At 65.2% G+C, this 18234-nt stretch carries 14 protein-coding genes; 5 read left to right on the forward strand and 9 right to left on the reverse strand.

Going from position 1 to position 18234, the window contains the following annotated elements; genetic code table 11:
- Positions 1 to 144: 144 nt before the first annotated feature.
- Together ACLFLU_RS31865 and ACLFLU_RS31870 are read left to right on the forward strand one after the other, a co-directional pair.
- The gene (locus tag ACLFLU_RS31865; RefSeq protein WP_426408677.1) at positions 145 to 1755 is read left to right on the forward strand and encodes a phytoene desaturase family protein; all 1611 of its coding nucleotides are present in this window, start codon (positions 145 to 147) and stop codon (positions 1753 to 1755) included.
- Positions 1756 to 1941: 186 nt separating this feature from the next.
- Positions 1942 to 2127 carry a hypothetical protein gene (locus ACLFLU_RS31870; RefSeq protein WP_426408678.1) on the forward strand — a complete coding sequence of 62 codons (186 nt, stop codon included), beginning with the start codon at positions 1942 to 1944 and terminating at the stop codon, positions 2125 to 2127.
- Positions 2128 to 2237: 110 nt separating this feature from the next.
- Here the strand turns inward: ACLFLU_RS31870 and ACLFLU_RS31875 are convergent, their stop codons facing one another.
- Positions 2238 to 2393 (reverse strand): Flp family type IVb pilin, encoded by a 156-nt coding sequence (locus ACLFLU_RS31875; protein ID WP_426414119.1) that lies wholly within the window; start codon positions 2391 to 2393, stop codon positions 2238 to 2240.
- A gap of 164 nt (positions 2394 to 2557) precedes the next feature.
- On the opposite strand from ACLFLU_RS31875, the gene ACLFLU_RS31880 reads away from it, so the two are divergent.
- Complete coding sequence (locus ACLFLU_RS31880; protein WP_426408679.1) at positions 2558 to 3445, forward strand: 50S ribosomal protein L11 methyltransferase; 888 nt, start codon at positions 2558 to 2560, stop codon at positions 3443 to 3445.
- A 116-nt stretch (positions 3446 to 3561) separates the two neighbouring features.
- Here the strand turns inward: ACLFLU_RS31880 and ACLFLU_RS31885 are convergent, their stop codons facing one another.
- A complete protein-coding gene (locus tag ACLFLU_RS31885; protein WP_426408680.1) occupies positions 3562 to 3735 on the reverse strand; it encodes a hypothetical protein in 174 nt (57 codons plus the stop codon).
- Between the two features lie 185 nt (positions 3736 to 3920).
- On the opposite strand from ACLFLU_RS31885, the gene ACLFLU_RS31890 reads away from it, so the two are divergent.
- Both ACLFLU_RS31890 and ACLFLU_RS31895 read left to right on the forward strand, forming a co-directional pair.
- Positions 3921 to 5747: an aminopeptidase P family protein gene (locus ACLFLU_RS31890; protein WP_426408681.1), complete on the forward strand. Its 1827-nt coding sequence runs from the start codon at positions 3921 to 3923 to the stop codon at positions 5745 to 5747.
- A 218-nt stretch (positions 5748 to 5965) separates the two neighbouring features.
- The gene (locus ACLFLU_RS31895) at positions 5966 to 7246 is read left to right on the forward strand and encodes a multidrug effflux MFS transporter (RefSeq protein WP_426408682.1); all 1281 of its coding nucleotides are present in this window, start codon (positions 5966 to 5968) and stop codon (positions 7244 to 7246) included.
- A 141-nt stretch (positions 7247 to 7387) separates the two neighbouring features.
- On the opposite strand, the gene ligA is transcribed toward ACLFLU_RS31895, so the two are convergent.
- From ligA to ACLFLU_RS31930, 7 genes are all read right to left on the reverse strand, one after another.
- Entirely contained in the window at positions 7388 to 9535 is a 2148-nt protein-coding gene (gene ligA / locus ACLFLU_RS31900) for an NAD-dependent DNA ligase LigA (protein ID WP_426408683.1), read from the reverse strand.
- A gap of 161 nt (positions 9536 to 9696) precedes the next feature.
- Positions 9697 to 11370 (reverse strand): DNA repair protein RecN, encoded by a 1674-nt coding sequence (gene recN, locus ACLFLU_RS31905; protein ID WP_426408684.1) that lies wholly within the window; start codon positions 11368 to 11370, stop codon positions 9697 to 9699.
- Positions 11371 to 11394: 24 nt separating this feature from the next.
- Positions 11395 to 12282 (reverse strand): outer membrane protein assembly factor BamD, encoded by an 888-nt coding sequence (locus ACLFLU_RS31910; RefSeq protein ID WP_426408685.1) that lies wholly within the window; start codon positions 12280 to 12282, stop codon positions 11395 to 11397.
- A gap of 235 nt (positions 12283 to 12517) precedes the next feature.
- On the reverse strand, positions 12518 to 13480 hold the full coding sequence (gene lpxC / locus ACLFLU_RS31915; RefSeq protein ID WP_426408686.1) for a UDP-3-O-acyl-N-acetylglucosamine deacetylase: 963 nt from the start codon (positions 13478 to 13480) through the stop codon (positions 12518 to 12520).
- A 363-nt stretch (positions 13481 to 13843) separates the two neighbouring features.
- Complete coding sequence (ftsZ, locus tag ACLFLU_RS31920; protein WP_426408687.1) at positions 13844 to 15631, reverse strand: cell division protein FtsZ; 1788 nt, start codon at positions 15629 to 15631, stop codon at positions 13844 to 13846.
- A gap of 87 nt (positions 15632 to 15718) precedes the next feature.
- Entirely contained in the window at positions 15719 to 17041 is a 1323-nt protein-coding gene (ftsA, locus tag ACLFLU_RS31925; RefSeq protein WP_426408688.1) for a cell division protein FtsA, read from the reverse strand.
- Entirely contained in the window at positions 17038 to 18054 is a 1017-nt protein-coding gene (locus tag ACLFLU_RS31930) for a cell division protein FtsQ/DivIB (RefSeq protein WP_426408689.1), read from the reverse strand. The genes ftsA and ACLFLU_RS31930 overlap by 4 nt, the downstream gene beginning before the upstream one ends.
- Positions 18055 to 18234 lie beyond the last annotated feature (180 nt).

Genomic DNA, 18234 nt, shown 5'->3' on the forward strand with positions numbered 1-18234 from the left:
CCGGCCGCGCGCAATGGAGCACACCGCGCCTGAACGGGCAATAAATGGTCTTGTGATGTTGCGTCGAGAAACGCCTGATATAGAACGTCATTCCGGGTCCTTCGGGCGATCCCGGAACGACCACGGAACATTCTGAAATCAATCATGAGCGAAACCGACGTCGTCATCATCGGCGCTGGCCACAACGGCCTCACCTGCGCGGCCTATCTCGCAATGGCGGGCTTGCGCGTGCACGTCGTCGAGCGCCGCAAGGTGGTCGGCGGGGCGGCGGTCACAGAGGAGTTTCATCCGGGCTTCCGCAATTCCGTCGCGGCTTACACCGTGAGCCTGCTCAACCCGCAGGTGGTCCGCGATCTGGGCCTTGCCGAACAGGGCTTGCGCGTGGTCGAGCGGCGCGCGCAGAATTTCCTGCCAGCCCCTGACGGCAATTATCTCCTCACCGGCGAGGGCCGGACAAAAGCGGCCGTGGCGCGGCTCAGCGCGCGCGATGCCGATGCGCTCGACGGATTTTCGCGCGAACTTGAAGACATCGCCGACGTGCTGCGGCAATTCGTGCTGCGCGCGCCACCGAACCTGCTCGGCAGTTTTGGCATTGGCGCCATCCGCGAGGCCGCAAATGCATTGACGACGGCCAACATCCTGCGCGGCCTGACGCTAGAGAGAAGCCGCAGCCTGCTCGATCTCTTCACCCGCTCGGCCGGCGAGATGCTGGACGAGCGCTTCGAGCACGATCTGGTCAAGGCGCTGTTCGGCTTCGATGCCATCGTCGGCAATTATGCGAGCCCCTACGCCGCCGGCTCGGCCTATGTCATGCTGCATCACGCCTTCGGCGAGGTGAACGGCAAGAAGGGCGTCTGGGGCCATGCCATCGGCGGCATGGGCGCGATCACGCAGGCGATGGCGCGCGCCGCGCGCGGGCGCGGCGTCACGATCGACCTTGATGCCGGCGTGCGCGAGGTGATCGTCGAGCGCGACCGCGCGGTCGGCGTGGTGCTGGAGAACGGCTCAACCATTCGCGCAAAATATGTCGCGGCCAACGTCAATCCAAAACTGCTCTACACGCGGCTGATCGCTGCCGACGCCCTGCCCGCAGATTTCCTCACCCGCATCCGCCACTGGAAGAACGGCTCCGGCGCGTTCCGCATGAACGTGGCGCTCGACCGCCTGCCCTCGTTCACGGCACTGCCGGGCGACGGCGATCACCTCACCTCCGGCATCATCCTGGCGCCTGATCTCGGCTATATGGACCGTGCGTATTTCGATGCGCGGGCGCAGGGCTGGAGCAGATCACCCATCGTCGAGATGCTGATCCCCTCGACCCTCGACGACACGCTGGCACCCGAAGGAAAGCACGTCGCAAGCCTGTTCTGCCAGCACGTCGCGCCGGAGCTGCCCGACGGCAAGTCCTGGGACGACTATCGCGACGAGGTCGCCGATCTCATGATCGCGACGGTGGACAGCTACGCGCCCGGCTTTGCGGCAAGCGTGCTCGGCCGCCAGATCCTTTCCCCGCTCGACCTCGAGCGGCAATTCGGCCTGCTCGGCGGCGACATTTTTCATGGCGCGCTGACACTGAACCAGCTGTTCTCGGCGCGACCGATGCTGGGCCATGCCGATTATCGCGGGCCCCTGAAGGGCCTCTATCACTGCGGCTCCGGCGCCCATCCCGGCGGCGGCGTCACCGGCGCGCCCGGCCACAACGCGGCGCAAGCGATCTTGCGGGATCACCGCGGCCTGTTCGCAAGCCGTGGATAGGGCTGTGGATGGGCTGTGGACAGGCATGTTGGCAGAGCTGTGTTTCGGGAGTGAACATCGGAGACAGACTGACCAGGAAAGGTTCGGGACAAGCTGTGGACAAGCGTTGAGCAAATGATGGGATAAGTCGGTAGACAACACGCGGGCAACAGGCTGACGGATTGTGGAGATTGGGGAGCGCCTCGCATGATCGATGAAAAGCAAAACGCAGAGGATATCCGCTGGAGCGAGCAAGTGGCCGCCTCGATTGTCGACGAGTTGCTGGTCGCAAAACTGATAGCGGAAGATCAGGCTGGATGGGCGCGCCAGATAATCGCCCAAGATATTCATATCCAATTGGTCTCTGGCTTTAGGCCACCCAATTCAAACTGAGCCTCCCCCCAAAACGGCATCGCCCGCCAGAGGGCAATTCCCCAGCGGGCGGTCGTCGAAAAAGCCGTCTATGAAGAAAGTGGCCCCCGCTGGGAAATGGGAGGCAGAAATTACTTCAAGGAGCTGCTAATCGAACCGAACTTGTCGTTCATGCTGGTGCCCAGGCTGTTCACCACGGTGATGATCGCCAGCGCGATACCGGCCGCGATCAGGCCGTATTCGATCGCGGTCGCGCCGGACTCATCGGACCAGAACTTCGAAACCATGCGCTTCAAGATTCGCCTCCATTTCTATTCCAGGGTGTGTTGGTTGGTTCCAACATCCGGCAAAGTACGGGGGCACAACCTACGGTCAAGTTAACCCCGAAATTGCAAGTTATGCGGAAATTTGGAACAAAAGCTTCAAAAATTGAACTCGACGGAACCCTAGAATGCAGCCTTCCCCTACCCATCGCGCCAGCTTTTCGGTCGGCAACGAGGCTACCGCCAAGCGCGTCGTCGATGTCCTGACCGAGGTCATTTTCGAGGGCGATGCTGCCGTTGCCGCCTTCGAGCGGCCGGATGGACAATGGGACGTCACGCTGCATTTTGCCGAGGCGCCGGATCAGGAATTGCTCCGCGAACTCGTTACGAACTCAGCAGGAAATGACATCGCGGCCACGCTTGTCTTCGACACAATCGAGGCCAAGGACTGGGTCAAGGCGAGCCTCGAAGACCTCGTCCCGGTCCCGGCCGGGCGCTTCGTCGTCCATGGCAGCCATGACCGCGACCGCGTGGCACCAAACAAGCTCGCCATCGAGATCGAGGCGGCGCTCGCGTTCGGAACCGGCCACCACGGCACCACGCGTGGCTGTTTACTTCTGCTTGACCATGTCCTGAAACACGCGCGGCCGAAGCACGTGCTCGACGTCGGCACCGGTACTGGCGTGCTGGGGATCGCGGCGGCGAAGGCACTGCATCGTGTGGTGCTCGCCTCCGACATCGACCCGCCTTCCGTGCGGGTCGCCGCCGAGAATGCGGCCCTGAACGAAGCCGGCCAATATGTGCGGGTGATCCGGGCCACTGGCTTTGCTGCGCCGGACTTTGCCAAAAGCGGCCCGTTCGACCTCGTGCTGGCCAACATCCTTGCCAATCCGTTACGCCAATTGGCAGGTCCGATGACGCGACATCTTGCGCCTGGCGCGCGCGTCATCCTCTCGGGCCTGTTGACCCACCAGGCCCCCGCCGTAATTGCCGCCTACCGCGCGCGCGGCCTGGTGCCGTTGCGGCATCTGCGGATCGAGGGGTGGAGCAGTCTGTTGCTGCGGAAGATGGGGTGAGCGAGGTGCCGTAAGGTGGGCAAAGCGAAGCGTGCCCACCATCGCAACGGCAATCCGAGAGAGATCGTGGGCCTGGCGCGTTGCGCCTTGCCCACCCTACGGCATCGTCGACTTGGCTACTTTGACGGCTTCTCGTCAGAGCGCGCCGGAGGTCGCAAAGCACGCCTCGCGCGACGCTCGGCGACACGGTCCATCATCTGGCTGATGAGGCCGCGCGGCTTCTTCGGTGTCGCAGCTGCGGGTGCGCGGCGCACCGGCGGCGAAATCTTCTCAAACGTGAACGCTGGCATCGTGTGTCCCCTCGCCGTTGAGATGAACCACTTGCTCGAATTTCCCTGTTATTCGGACGAAGCGCAACTGCTGCATCCTTTACTCCACTCAATTCGAATGGCACTTTTTCAAGCACAGTCCATGCCAGTTGAGATGGCAAATGCGTCTACATTGCGGACTGATCTCCATGATCCTAAACTGAGCCATGTTCGAAGCACACTTCCAGACATTCGAGGAGGCTGAGGCCGGCGTCGCATTGACGGCGCGGCTCGCCGCACTCCGTGAAGAACTCGCCCGCCGCAAGCTGACCGGATTCGTGATTCCACGCGCCGATCAGCAGCAGAATGAGTATGTGGCGCCCTCCGAAGAGCGGCTTGCCTGGCTGACCGGCTTTACCGGCTCGGCGGGACTCGCAGTCGTGCTGACCCAGGAAGCCGCATTGTTCGTCGACGGCCGCTACACGATCCAGGCGGCCAAGCAGGTCGACGCCAAGGCTTGGGCGGTGGAGTCGCTGATCGATCCGCCGCCGGAGAACTGGGTCTCGGCGCATCTCAAGTCCGGCGATCGCCTAGGATTTGATCCGTGGCTGCACACTTTTGCAGCAGCCGAGCGCCTCTCGGCCGCCTGCGCCAAGGCCGGTGCCGAACTGGTGGCGGTCGACAGCAATCCGGTCGACGCGGTCTGGCAGGATCGGCCGCAGCCGCCGGTCGCACCGGTCGCGGTCCACGGCCTGCAATATGCCGGTGTCGCCGAGGCCGAGAAGATCGCCCAGATCAAGGGCGAGATCGACAAGCTGGCCGTCGACGCGCTGGTTCTGTCGGACAGCCATGCAGTCGCCTGGACCTTCAACATCCGCGGCGCCGATGTCGCGCACACGCCGCTGCCGCTGTCCTACGCGCTGGTGCCCAAGATCGGCCGGCCGACCGTGTTCATCGACCACCGCAAGCTCTCCAACCTCTCGCGTGACCATCTCGAGCAATCGGCCGACGTCCGCGAACCCGATGCGCTGACGCCGACGCTGATGGCACTCGCCAAGAGCGGCGCCGCGATTGCGCTCGACAACGCCACCGCGGCCGACGCGCTGAGCCGGCTGATCACAGGCGGCGGCGGCAAGCCTGTGCGGGGCAGCGATCCGATCGCGCTCCTGAAGGCCGTGAAGAACGCGACCGAGATCAAGGGGACGCAGACGGCACACCGCCGCGATGCGATCGCGCTCGCGCGCTTCCTCGCCTTCATCGATCGCGAGGCACCAAGCGGCAAGCTCACCGAGATCGACGCGGTCGAGGCGCTGGAGACGTTCCGCCGCGACACCGGCGCACTGAAGGACGTGTCGTTCCCGACCATCTCCGGCACCGGTCCGAACGGCGCCATCGTGCACTACCGCGTCACCCGCAAGAGCAACCGGCGGATTGCGCGCGGCGATCTCTTGTTGATCGATTCCGGCGCGCAATATGAAGACGGCACCACCGACGTCACCCGCACCGTGGCAGTGGGCGAGCCGACGGATGAGATGCGCGACCGCTTCACCCGCGTGCTGCGCGGCCATATCGCGATCGCGCGCGCGGTGTTTCCCGACGGCACCACCGGCGCGCAGCTCGACACGCTGGCGCGGCAATATCTCTGGGCCGCCGGCGTCGATTTCGAGCACGGCACCGGCCACGGCGTCGGCAGCTATCTCAGTGTGCACGAAGGCCCGGCGCGGATCTCGAAACTCGGCACCACGCCGCTGAAGCGCGGCATGATCCTCTCCAACGAGCCGGGCTATTACAAGACAGACGGTTTTGGCATCCGCATCGAGAACCTCGAGCTGGTAGTCGCCGCCGACATCAAGGGTGCCGAGAAATCGATGAATGCGTTCGAGACGCTGACACTGGCGCCGATCGACCGCCGGCTCATCGACGCAGCGATGTTGAGCAAGGAAGAGCTCGCCTGGCTCAATGCCTACCACGCGCGCGTCCGCGCCGAGGTGGGACCCGCGCTGGATGAGACGACGAAAGCGTGGCTCGATCAGGCCACGGCGGAGCTGACGTAGCGCGCATGGCGCTACGCGATTTGCGCAAGGCTTGACCACTTTCGCCGCAACCGCCACGGGCTTTGCACGCTCCTGACGCTGTTTGCCCGTAAAACAACGGCCTCCTGCACACTGTTATGATAACAGTCCCGGAATCGGTATAGCCGCATTCCGAAACGCCGATATCCGTCTTGTGCGAGCCCGCTACAGTCCGATTCGACTTCGAAAGACGGACACGCATGCACGGCATGATCAGCAGGCCGCCGGAGACGGCGACGACAAACATCGCGACCTCGCGCGTGGTGTTGCTGCTGCTGGTCGTCATGACCGGGATCGCGCCGATCTCGCTCTACATCCTGGTTCCGGCGCTGCCCGTGCTGGCGATGACGTTCGGCCGCGACATCTCGATCGCGCAGATGACGGTTTCGCTCTACATGGTCGGCATCGCGCTGTCGCAGCTGACCATGGGGCCGCTATCGGACAAGTTCGGCCGGCGCCCGGTGCTGCTTGGCGGCCTCGCGCTCATGGTCGCGGCGAGCGTCGCCTGCATCTTCGCCGAGACCCTGCCGCAGCTGATCGCGGCGCGCTTCTTCCAGGCGCTCGGCGGCGCTTCCGGCATGGTGGTCAGCCGCGCCATCATCCGCGACATCTACGAGCGCGACCGTGTGGCCTCCATGATCAGCCTCGTGGTCGCCGCCCTGATGATCGGCCAGATGGTCTCGCCACTCACCGGCGGCTTGATCGAGACCGCATTCGGCTGGCGCGCGATCTTCTACGCCGTCACCATCGCCGCGATCGCGGTTGCGATCGGCATCGCGATCGCGTTGCCCGAAACGCGCCGCGACCGCGCGGTCGGCAGCGGCGGCTTTCGCAGCGACGTCGGCGTACTGATCAAGAGCCGCGCCTTCATCGGCTATGTGATGTGCCAGGTTCTGGCGTCGCAGATCATCTTCACTTTCGCCGGCGGTGGCCCCTATATCGTCGTGACGCAAATGGGGCGGACCAGCGCCGAATACGGCGCGTGGTTCGCCACGACCGGATTTGCGTATCTGGTCGGCAATCTGCTCTGCGTGCGCTTTGCGCCACGGCACTCGCTGGAAAAGCTGATCTGGTTCGGGCTCGGCCTGCAGCTCTGCGGCAGCCTGTTGAACCTGCTCTGGAGCTTTACCGGCTGGAACGAGGCGCCGGCCTGGCTGTTCGGCACGCAGATGATCGTGATGGTCGGCAATGCCTTCGTGATGGCGAATTCCGCCGCCGGCGCCATCAGCATCCGTCCCGAGGCCGCCGGCACCGCGTCAGGCGCGATGGGCTTTCTGCAACAGGGGATAGGCGCGCTGATGTCGCAATTCGGCGCCTATCTCGGCGGCCATTCCGCCACGACGCTGCCGCTGACCTCGGCCGTGCTTGCGGTCTCGCTGCTCTGCGCCTCGACAATGCTCTTCATCGTCCCCCGTCGGGAAATGGTGGTGAGCGACGAATTGATCGAACAGGCGGAGGAAGAAGAGACGGGGATGATGTGAGAGGCCGCGCCTCCCCGTCGTTCTGTTTCGTAGCCCGGATGGAGCGAAGCGCAATCCGGGTCAGTGCGCATTGCGGCGGCACCAGCCCCGGATTTCACTTCGCTCCATCCGGGCTACGCTCGCAAATGACGCCGAGAGACCTCACTCCCCGATCAGCGTCAGCCACTCGTCCTCGGTCAGCACCTTGACGCCGTGCTTGTTGGCCTCCGCGAGCTTCGAGCCCGCGCCGGGGCCGGCGACCACGAGGTCCGTCTTCTTCGACACCGAGCCGGACACTTTCGCGCCTAACCGCTCCGCCGTCGCCTTGGCCTCGTCGCGCGTCATCTTCTCCAGCGAGCCCGTGAACACCACCGTCTTGCCGGCAACGGCCGAATTGCTCTTCGGCTTCTCGGCGTCGACGATCTCGACCTCCTTCGTCAGCCGCTCGACGATGCCGCGATTGTGGCTCTCGCCGAAATAATCGGCGATGCTCTTGATCACGGTGTCGCCGATCTGGTCGAGCGCGTCCATCTCCGCCACAGCCTCCTCGTCGCCCTTGGCGACCTTGAGGCAGGCGTCGTGGAAGGCATCCCAGGAGCCGTAGCCACGCGCCAGCGCCAGCGCCGTGGTCTCGCCGACATGGCGCATGCCGAGCGCATAGACGAACCGCTCCAGCGCGATTCTGCGCCGGCTCTCGATGGCGCCGAACAGATTGCGCACTGAGGTCGCGCCGTAGCCCTCGATCTCCTCGAGCTTGAGCCTCGCGTTGCGCTTCTCCAGCGTGAAGATGTCGGACGGCTCTTTCACCCATCCTTCATCGAAGAAATACTGCAGCTGCTTCTCGCCGAGACCGTCGATGTCGAAGGCGCGCCGCGACACGAACAGTTTTAGATGCTCGATCTTCTGATAGGGGCAGGCAAACTCGCCGGTGCAGCGGGCACGGGATTCCTCTTCGCCGGCGGCTGTCTCCCCGCGCACGACGTCGGTGTGCAGCGGACACGGACATTTCTTCGGGAACTGGAATTCCTTGGCGCTCTTCGGCCGCTTGTCGAGGACGACGTCGACGATCTGCGGAATCACGTCGCCGGCGCGCTGGACCACGACGGTGTCGCCGATGCGGATGTCGCGCCCTTCGCGCAGCACCTCGCCCTTGTTGCCGATGCCCTTGATGTAGTCCTCGTTGTGCAGCGTGACATTCTGCACGATCACGCCGCCGACGCCGATCGGCTCGAGCTTGCCGACCGGCGTGAACGATCCGGTGCGTCCGACCTGGATCTCGATGTCGCGGAGCACCGTCATGGCGCGCTCGGCTGGGAATTTGTGCGCGATGCCCCAGCGCGGCGTGCGCGAGACGAAGCCGAGCCGCTCCTGCCAGTCGATGCGGTCGACCTTGTAGACGACGCCATCGATATCGTAGTCGAGCTCGGCGCGCTCTTCCTCGATGCTCTGGTGGAACGCGATCAGCTCCTCCACGGAGTGACAGAGCTTGGTCAGCGGATTGGTCTTGAAGCCGCAGCGCTCGAACCAGTGGATCATGCCGGTCTGCGTCTCTTCCGGCATCGCGCTCATCTCGCCCCAGGCGTAGGCGAAAAAGCCGAGCGGACGCGAGGCGGTGATGGCCGGATCCTTCTGCCGCAACGAGCCCGCGGCCGAATTGCGCGGATTGGCGAAGATGGTGTCGCCGGCCGCCTTCTGCCGTTCGTTGAGAGCGAGGAAGGCCTTCTTGGTCATGTAGACCTCGCCGCGCACCTCGCAGATATCAGGGACGTTGCGGCCTTTCAGCTTCTGCGGCACGTCTTCGAGTGTTCGGATATTGGCAGTGACGTCCTCGCCGACCGCCCCGTCGCCGCGCGTCGCCGCGGTGACAAGTTCGCCCCCCTCGTAACGCAACGACATCGACAGGCCGTCGATCTTTGGCTCGGCAGAGAAATTGATCTTGTCGTCGTCGAGCTTCAGGAAGCGCACGATGCGGCCGACGAAGTCGCGCACGTCCTCCTCGGCAAAGGCGTTGTCGAGCGACAGCATCGGAACGGAATGCGGCACCTTCCTGAAGCGCCCTGAAGGCGCCGCGCCGACCTTCTGTGAGGGCGAATCCCCGCTGACGAATTCCGGAAAGCGCTTTTCGATCGCATCAAGGCGATGACGCAGCGCGTCGTACTCGGCGTCGGTCACGGTCGGCGCGTCGTCCTGGTAGTAGCGCTCGTTGTGTCCCTCGATCTCGAGCGACAGCCGCATGTGCTCGATCTTGGCCTGCGCCTTGGTGAGGTCGGCGACGTCACGAAGCGTTTTGGATTTTGCTGCTCTTGCCATGATGCTTGGATACGACGGAGCGGGCGGGAGGGTAAAGATGGGCGGAGGTGTTGTTCCCCGGATGCAGTGCAGCGCTTCTTTAGCGGTGCATTGCAGAGCCGGGGCCCATGGAGCAGCATTTCTGGGTCCCGGCTCGCGCTACGCGCGTCCGGGACACACACTTAAGCCGTCGCGGCCTTGAGCAGCCGGTCCGCAGCCGCCCTCGCCTCGGCCGTGATCTCGGCGCCGGCGAGCATGCGCGCGATCTCCTCGCGGCGGAGGTCGGCGGCGAGCGCGTTGACGCGGGTGGCGACGCGTTTGCCCTTGTCCAGTGCATCCTTGGAGATCAAGAGATGCTGGTCGGCGCGGGCCGCGACCTGTGGGGCGTGGGTCACGGCCATAACCTGAACCTTGCCGGCAAGCCGACCCAGCCGCGCGCCGATGGCATCCGCGACCGCGCCGCCGACGCCGGTGTCGATTTCGTCGAAGACGAGCGTCGGGGCGGAGCCGCGATCGGACAGCACGACCTTGAGCGCCAGGAGGAAGCGCGAGAGCTCGCCTCCGGAGGCGACCTTCATCATCGGCCCGGCCTTGGTGCCGGGATTGGTCTGCACCCAGAACTCGACGCGATCAAAACCTTGCGGGCCTGGAGCTGCCTCGTCGGTGGCGACTTGCGTCATGAATTTCGCGCGTTCGAGCTTGAGCGGGGCGAGCTCGGCATTGACGGCCTTGTTGAGCTTCTCGGCCGACTTCTGCCGCGCGGCCGAGAGCTTTTTCGCCGCCGCCGCATAGCGCGCATCGGCCTCGATTGCGGCCTGCTCCAGCTTCTTCAAGCGCGAGGCTCCGGCATCGATCAGCACGACGTCGGCGGCATATTTGGCGGCCAGCGCCGCCAGGCCATCGACCGGCGTCGAATATTTGCGCGAGGCGGCGCGCAACGCGAACAGCCGCTCCTCGATGCGTTCGAGCTCGGCCGGGTCGAAGTCGGTCGCAGCCAAGGCCGCCTGGAGATGCTGGTCGGCCTCCTCCAGCGCGTTGATCGCGATATCGATCGCCTTCACCGCGGGCTCGACCAGCGCCGGCGAGTTGACGCCGCGGCGCTCGAGCCGGCGCACGGCGGCCGACAGCGCAGCGACCGGCGAATTATGGCCGCCGACGACCTCCTGCGCCTCGCGCAAATCGGAGGCGATTTTCTCGCCCTGCATCATGGTGGTGCGGCGCGAGGCGAGCGAGGTCTCCTCACCGTCCTTCGGCGCGAGCTGCTTCAATTCGCCGGAGGCGTGGCGCAAATAATCCGCCTCGCGCGCGGCGCGCTCCATGCCGGCGCGATGCTCTTCCAGCTCGGCGTTGGCCGTGCGGCGCGCGTCCCAGAGGGCCTCAACCGCGGCGACGTCCCTCTCGAGGCCGGCAAAGGCATCGAGCAGGCGGCGATGGGTGGCGGCATCGACCAGCGCGCGCTCGTCATGCTGGCCGTGAATCTCGACCAGCGCTGCGCCGACCGCCTTCAGCGTCTGCACGCTGATCGCCTGGTCGTTGATGAAGGCGCGGGTGCGGCCGTCGGCGAGCTGGACGCGGCGGAGAATCATCTCGCCGGTGTCGTCGAGCCCGTTCTCGGCGAGGATATTCGTCGCAGGATGATTCTTCGCGATATCGAAGACGGCGGTGACCTGCCCCTGCTCCGCGCCATGGCGCACGAGGCCGGCGTCGCCGCGGCCACCGAGCGCCAGCGCAAAGGCATCGAGCAGGATGGATTTGCCCGCACCGGTCTCGCCGGTCAGAACCGCAAGTCCGGTGGCGAATTCGATATCGAGCCGTTCGATCAGGACGATGTCACGGATCGACAGACGCGCCAGCATGGAACCAGATTTCCTAGCCGAGACCTAGAGGCCTATCCCCTTGAAGGTCCGGCTGATCCAGGACCCCTGATTCTCGCTCGGCTCGAGACCGCCGGATTTTACAAGATTATAGGCGTCCTTGTACCACCGGCTGTCGGGAAAATTATGCCCGAGCACGGCGGCCGCGGTCTGGGCCTCGCCGACAATGCCGATCGACATATAGGCTTCGGTGAGACGGTAGAGCGCCTCCTCGACGTGGCGCGTGGTCTGGTACTGCGTCACCACGGCCTTGTAGCGGTTGATCGCCGCCGTGTAGTCGCGCTTCTGCATGTAGTAGCGGCCGACATTCATTTCCTTGCCGGCGAGCTGGTCGCGCGCGCCCTCGATCTTGGCCTTGGCGGAGGTCGCATATTCGGACGTCGGATATTTGCGCACCACCTCTTCCAGCGAGGCGATCGCCTTCTCGGTGCGGGCCTGGTCGCGGCTGATGTCCGGGATCTGATCGTAATGCGAGGCGGCGATCAGGTATTGCGCGTAAGCGGCGTCCGGGCTGCCGGGATGCAGGGTGACGTAGCGGGTGGCGGCGCCGATGCAGCTGTCATAGTCGCCGCCCTGGTAGGACGCGTAGGCCGACATCAGCAGCGATTTGCGCGCCCAGTCGGAATAAGGATGCTGGCGGTCGACCTCTTCGAACTTCTTGTTCGCCGCCTTCATGTCCTTCTTTTCGTTCATGAGGTACAAGCCCTCATTGTAGATCTTGTCGGCAGGCTCCTCGACGAAGGTATCGTCCTTGTTGGTGAACTTGTCCCAGAGCGAGCCGGTGCCGCAGCCGGCCAGCGGCAACGCGAGCGCGAAGAGGGCCGCGGCCTGAAGCAGCCCACGGGCTCGCGGTGAAACCAAGAGATATCCGCGCGTCATACGCTCTGCCGACATGAATTTAAGACCTGACGCCCTGTGATGCGGTGCCCGCCAGCCCATGATCCCCGTCACGGGCGCGGAATGTGACCGTGGTGCCTGCCATGATGCGACCACGTCGGTGTAACCGAAAAACGATTGTTAACCCATCGGATAGGCAGGCATTCCGCCCGGATTAAGGCGAAAACGCCGCAATCCTAGTCGATCATGGTTACCAGGAGTTTCCTGGGTAAAACGCCCGGCGCAGCAGGCTTCAGGACACGTCTGGCCCATAGGCCGCGGCGACCCGGCCACCAACGATACCGCTGCCGACCTCGGCCACGCCACGCGTAGTGCGGCGGGCCACTTCGCCCTCGACCACCCGCCAGGCGGTTCGGTCGGCGAGCAATGCGGTCAGGACGGCGTGGTTGAGCTTGTGGCCGCCACGCACCGAGCGATAGGCGCCGAGCAGCGGCAGGCCGGCCAGCGCGAGATCGCCGATCACGTCCAGCACCTTGTGGCGGGCGCATTCGTCGGCGTAACGCAGGCCCTCGGTGTTGAGCAGCCGCTCGTCGTCGAACACGACGGTATTTTCAAAGGAGGCGCCGAGCGCATAGCCGGCGCTCCAAAGCCGGGCAACATCGCCCATCAGACCGAAGGTCCGGGCACGGCCAACTTCGCGGCGGAAGCGCTCGGGGCTCACGTCGAAGCCGTAGCTCTGTTGGCCGATGACGGGATTGGTGAAGTCGATCTCGACCTCGGCGCGGAAGCCGTTGGCGTAGGGCCGGATCTCGCCGAAGGAGTCGCCGATCTTGACCGAGATCGGCTTCAAAACCTGGATGAACCGGCGCTGCGCCGACTGGGTGACGATGCCGGCCTGATCAATCGCCGCAATGAACGCAGCGGCGCTGCCGTCCATGATCGGTACTTCGGGACCGTCGACCTCGATGGTGGCGTTGTCGACACCCATGCCCCGCAGCGCAGCCAGTACGTGCTCGGCAGTGGAGATCAGCGGACCGCTGCGATCCCCGAGGACGGTTGCGAGGTCGGTCGCGACCACATGCTCGGCGGTCGCCTGAATCTCGCGGTCACATCCCTCGAGCCCGGTGCGGACAAAAATGAGACCTGCATCGACAGGTGCAGGTCCGAGCGTGAGAGTGACGGGAAGACCGGAATGAACGCCGACGCCGGCCACGGTGGCTTGCGCACGAAGCGTTGTTTGCCGGCTAAATTTCATCAGGAACCCGCCCCACTACGACCCACTGCGACTTATACTGAACCCGACTGATCGATCGAGATCGACCGTCCGAATCTCCGTATCCCCAAGTCACGCTGAACCATAGTCACTGCCTTAAACAGCGCCAACTCACGCTTTTTTACCGATTGTTACCCCAAACCGGCCGTATTCGCGCCAAGGCTTAACCAAATTGCGCCGGGGTTTGGGGCACTTATCGGCAGCCTTACTGAAGCACCGAACCGGTAATTAATGATTTAAAATCAGTTGCTTGAACGCGCAATCCGGATACGCGCGGGCCAAAAGGAAAGGCCCCGGCAAGCTTCCCGCCGGGGCCTCTCTGCGTCTGCCTTATTGTAACAATTCTCAGGTCGCCTGCCGGCGCAGGAAGGCCGGGATATCAAGATGGTCGTCTCCCTGTGGCGCCGGCGCAACAGGTGCCGGGCGGCCATGGGCGTCGAGACCTTGCGGCGCGGGCCGGCGGGCATATTCCGACACCGGTTCGCTGGCGGCGATCTGCTGCTGTACCGTCCGCTGCGCCTTACGCTCGGGCAGCGCCGGCATGGCGGGACCGGCGGTGCGGGCGGCGATCGGGGCCTCGGTCTCCTCGTCGCGACGGCCGAGGCCGACATTGGCGAGGCGCTGCAGCAGTGACAGGCGGGTCTTCTGCGGCGTTTCCTCCTCAACCTCACCACGGGCCTGACGCAGCTCGGCCTGGGCCGGCATCGGCAGCTCCTCAAGGCGCGGCATGCGCGGGGCGCGGGCCGGGGCACGCTCGGCCTGCGGCGGGATGAAGGTTTCCGGCGTCATCGGCTCATGCATGGCAACCGGCGCCTGCTCGGGGTCCGGAAACAGCGTGGGCTTCTGCGCGATCGGGCGCACGGTGACGTCACCATAGGTCTGCATCGGCGCGGGCGCCTGCGGGCCTTCGGAAACGGCAGCCGCGATGGCCGCAAGCGCCGCACGTTCGACATTGGGACGTGGCGCGACGGGCGCGGCCGGTGCTGCGCCCGGGACCTGCGATTCCAGCTTCTGGGCGCGCTCGGCCAAACGCTGGTTGTCGGCGCGGAGCCGCGCGGTCAGGTCGGCGAGACGGCTCTCGGCAGCTGCGGCCGGAGGCGCGGGAGCCTGCTGCGGCGCGGCGTTTGCGACCGGCGCGCTGGTGCCCTGGGTGGTGCGGGCGATCGCGGCCTGCTCAATGCCGGTGGCGACGACCGAGACGCGGATCAGGCCGTCGAGCGCTTCGTCGAAGGTGGCGCCGACAATGATATTGGCGTCCTGGTCGACTTCCTCGCGGATGCGGGTCGCAGCTTCGTCGACCTCGAACAGGGTGAGGTCCTTGCCGCCGGTGATAGAGATGAGGAGGCCCTTGGCGCCCTTCATCGAAGAGTCGTCGATCAGCGGGTTGGCGATCGCGGCCTCAGCGGCGGTCAGCGCGCGCTTGTCGCCGGAGGCTTCGCCGGTACCCATCATCGCCTTGCCCATCTCGCGCATGACGGCGCGGACGTCGGCGAAGTCGAGGTTGATCAGGCCTTCCTTGACCATCAAATCGGTGATGCAGGCGACGCCCGAGTAGAGCACCTGGTCGGCCATCGCGAAGGCGTCGGCGAAGGTGGTCTTCTCGTTGGCAACCCGGAACAGGTTCTGGTTCGGGATGATCAGGAGCGTGTCGACGACCTTGTGAAGCTCGTTGATGCCGGCTTCGGCGGTGCGCATGCGGCGGCCGCCCTCGAAGTGGAACGGCTTGGTCACGACGCCGACGGTGAGGATGCCCATGTCGCGCGCGGTCTTGGCGATGACCGGAGCAGCGCCGGTGCCGGTGCCGCCGCCCATGCCGGCGGTGACGAACACCATGTTGGCGCCCGAGAGATGGTCGCGCAGCTCGTCGATGACTTCTTCCGCTGCGGCAGCGCCGACGTTCGGCTGCGAGCCGGCGCCGAGGCCCTGCGTCACCGCGGTGCCCATCTGCACGATGCGCTGCGCCTTCGACATCGTCAGCGCCTGCGCGTCGGTGTTGGCGACCACGAAGTCGACGCCCTGGAGGCCGGCCGTGATCATGTTGTTGACGGCGTTGCCACCGGCGCCGCCGACGCCGAACACGGTGATGCGGGGCTTCAACTCGTGAATATCAGGAACGTTGATGCTGATGGTCATGTTTGCCTCTCGATCACGCGCGCGTGGGTTCGCCCCGGCCTGCGGCCGCGGGAGTTGGTGAAAATCGACAATTGCGGAAAACGGTCATCAGAAGCCCTCGCGTAGCCATCGTCCGACCTTTCCGAAATAACCGCCCGTTCCTGTCTTGACCTGCTGCCGCGTATGCCGCGGTTCGACATGTTCGTGGTGAACATATTGCGGGTAGACGAGAAGTCCGGCCGGCACCGCGAACGCGGCGTTCTTCGCCTCGTTGGGCAGCCGGCCAAAGCCGAGCGGACGTCCGACCCGCACGGGCCGGCCGAGAATCTGGGTGCCGAGTTCGACGAGGCCGGTGAGCTGCGAGGCGCCGCCGGAGAGCACGACACGGCCCTTGGGCTCTGCCGCGAAGGGCGAATCCTTCAGCTTGTCCCGAACCATTTCGAAGACTTCCTCGGCACGGTGCTTGACGATGTTGGCGATGGTGGCGCGTGAAACGATCTGCGGCAGATCCTGGTCGTCACCGGCTGTCGGTACAGACATCAGCTCACGCGAGTCCGATCCGCCGGTGATGACGGTGCCGTATAACGTCTTGATTCGCTCGGCGTCGGCAATGGTCGCCGAGAGTCCGCGCGCGAGATCCATCGTGATATGTTGCCCGCCGACCGCAAATCCGGCCGCGTGCACGAAGCGGCCGCCGGCATAGACCGCGATGGTGGTGGTGCCCGCGCCCATCTCGACCACGGCAGCGCCGAGATCGGCCTCGTCGTCGGTCAGCACCGACAGGCCGGCCACATAAGGGCTCGCTGCCATGGCTTCGACGTTGATGTGGCAGCGTTCCACCGCCAGCATCAGGTTCCGCGCCACGGTGGCGTCGCAGGTGACGACGTTCATGTCGACGCCGAATTGATGCGCGACCATGCCGCGGGGATCGCGGATGCCCTTGACGCCATCGAGCGTGTAACCAACCGGCAGCGCGTGCAGCACGGTGCGGCCTTCGCCGGTGGCGTGGCGCATGCCGGTGGAGGTGACGCGGCTGACATCGGCCGGCGTCACCGCGCCGCCACGGATATCGGCTGCGGCTTCGACCAGCTGGCCCGCGAGACGACCGCCGGAGACCGACAGCAAAACCGACTCGACCCGGACCTTGGCCATTTTCTCGGCAAGGCCTACGGCCTGGCGCACCGCCTGCTCGCATTCGGCGAGATCGACCACCGCGCCGGCCTTCATGCCGCGCGACTGGATCTGGCTGTAACCGATCAGTTCCACCGCATGGGTGCGGTCGCGCAGGGCCTCGCTCGGCGCCGACGGCTTCAGCCGCGCGATCATGCAGGCGATCTTGCTGGTGCCGATGTCGAGGCAGGCAACGAGGCCGCCGCGCTTGTGCGGCATCGGGCGCGTCTTCGGCGTCTGGGTGCGATCAAGACCGGTCATGCGGCGTCCCCGGCCTTCTTTTTCTTCTTGTCCTTGAACAGGTCTTCGCGCGCCTTGGCGGCGTCATCGGACAGCTGCACCACCAGACGGTCGGGCAGCCGCATGTCGATCGCGACGATATCCTTCGAGAACAGCCTGTCGTCCTTATCGAGCTTGGAGAGCGCGGCGAGTGCGTTGCCGACATCCTGCTCCGGAAGGCGGATGTCGAGGCCGTCCTTCAGCCTCAGGTTCCAGCGCCGCTCTCCGACGTAGATCGCGGCTTTGGTCACCGAGTTCACCTGCGGATAACGGGCAAGCAGCGCGAGGAAGTCGCGGGCCTGCGTCTCGGCGCCCTTGCCGACCACGAGCGGCAGCGACAGGAACCGGCGCGAGACATAGGGCTCAAGCAGCGCGCCGTCGTCGGCGATGACGGAGAGCCGGCCGGCCTCCTGCCACAGCGCGAACGCCTTGCGCTCGGTGATCTCGATCATGAGCTGGCCCGGATAGAGCTTCAGCACGGTCGCGTCAGCAATCCAGGGATTGGCCTTGAGCTTGTCGCGAACGTCGTCGGCATCGAGGAACAGCAGCGACGAGCGGCCGCTGACACCGCCGATCGCGAGGATCTCGTCCTGGCTGAGCTGCTTGCGGCCGTTGATCACGACCGAGGTGATGCGGAAGCCGGCCGAATTGGCCATGGCGTTGCGCGCGTCGCTGACCGCGGTGATGAAATCCTGGAGATGGCCGCCCTTGACGATGCCGAGGCCGCAGCTTCCGATCAGCAGCAGCACAGTCATGGTGATCCCGACCCGGCGCGGCAGATAGCGCTCGACCAGCGCGACCAGGCGCGGCGGTGGCTCGCGCTCGACGACGGCCTTGGCCTTGATTTTTTGCTTGGCAGCAGCGCGCGTCTCAGCGCGCTTGTCCTGGACCCACTCGCGCAGAAGCACGACCGCTCCGATAGCGGCCGCCTTCAGGTCAGCTTGGGGCCTCAGCGATCTCAAATACGACCGAGTGAGGCTTCCTGCACCATCCATTGCACGAGCTCGTCAACAGTTTGCCCACGACACCGCGCGGGTCCTGGCGAACATGACGTCTCGGACTTGCCGGGCCGGGTACTGGTCTTCGGCAGAAGAAACCGCTCCCCTTCAAAGCGTTCGCCGGTCGGATACATCCCGAAACGGCTCACGCGCCGGCAGCCCAAACGCCATATGCGC

The sequence above is a fragment of the Bradyrhizobium ganzhouense genome (assembly GCF_049949285.1).
GTDB classification, from domain to species: Bacteria; Pseudomonadota; Alphaproteobacteria; order Rhizobiales; family Xanthobacteraceae; genus Bradyrhizobium; species Bradyrhizobium ganzhouense.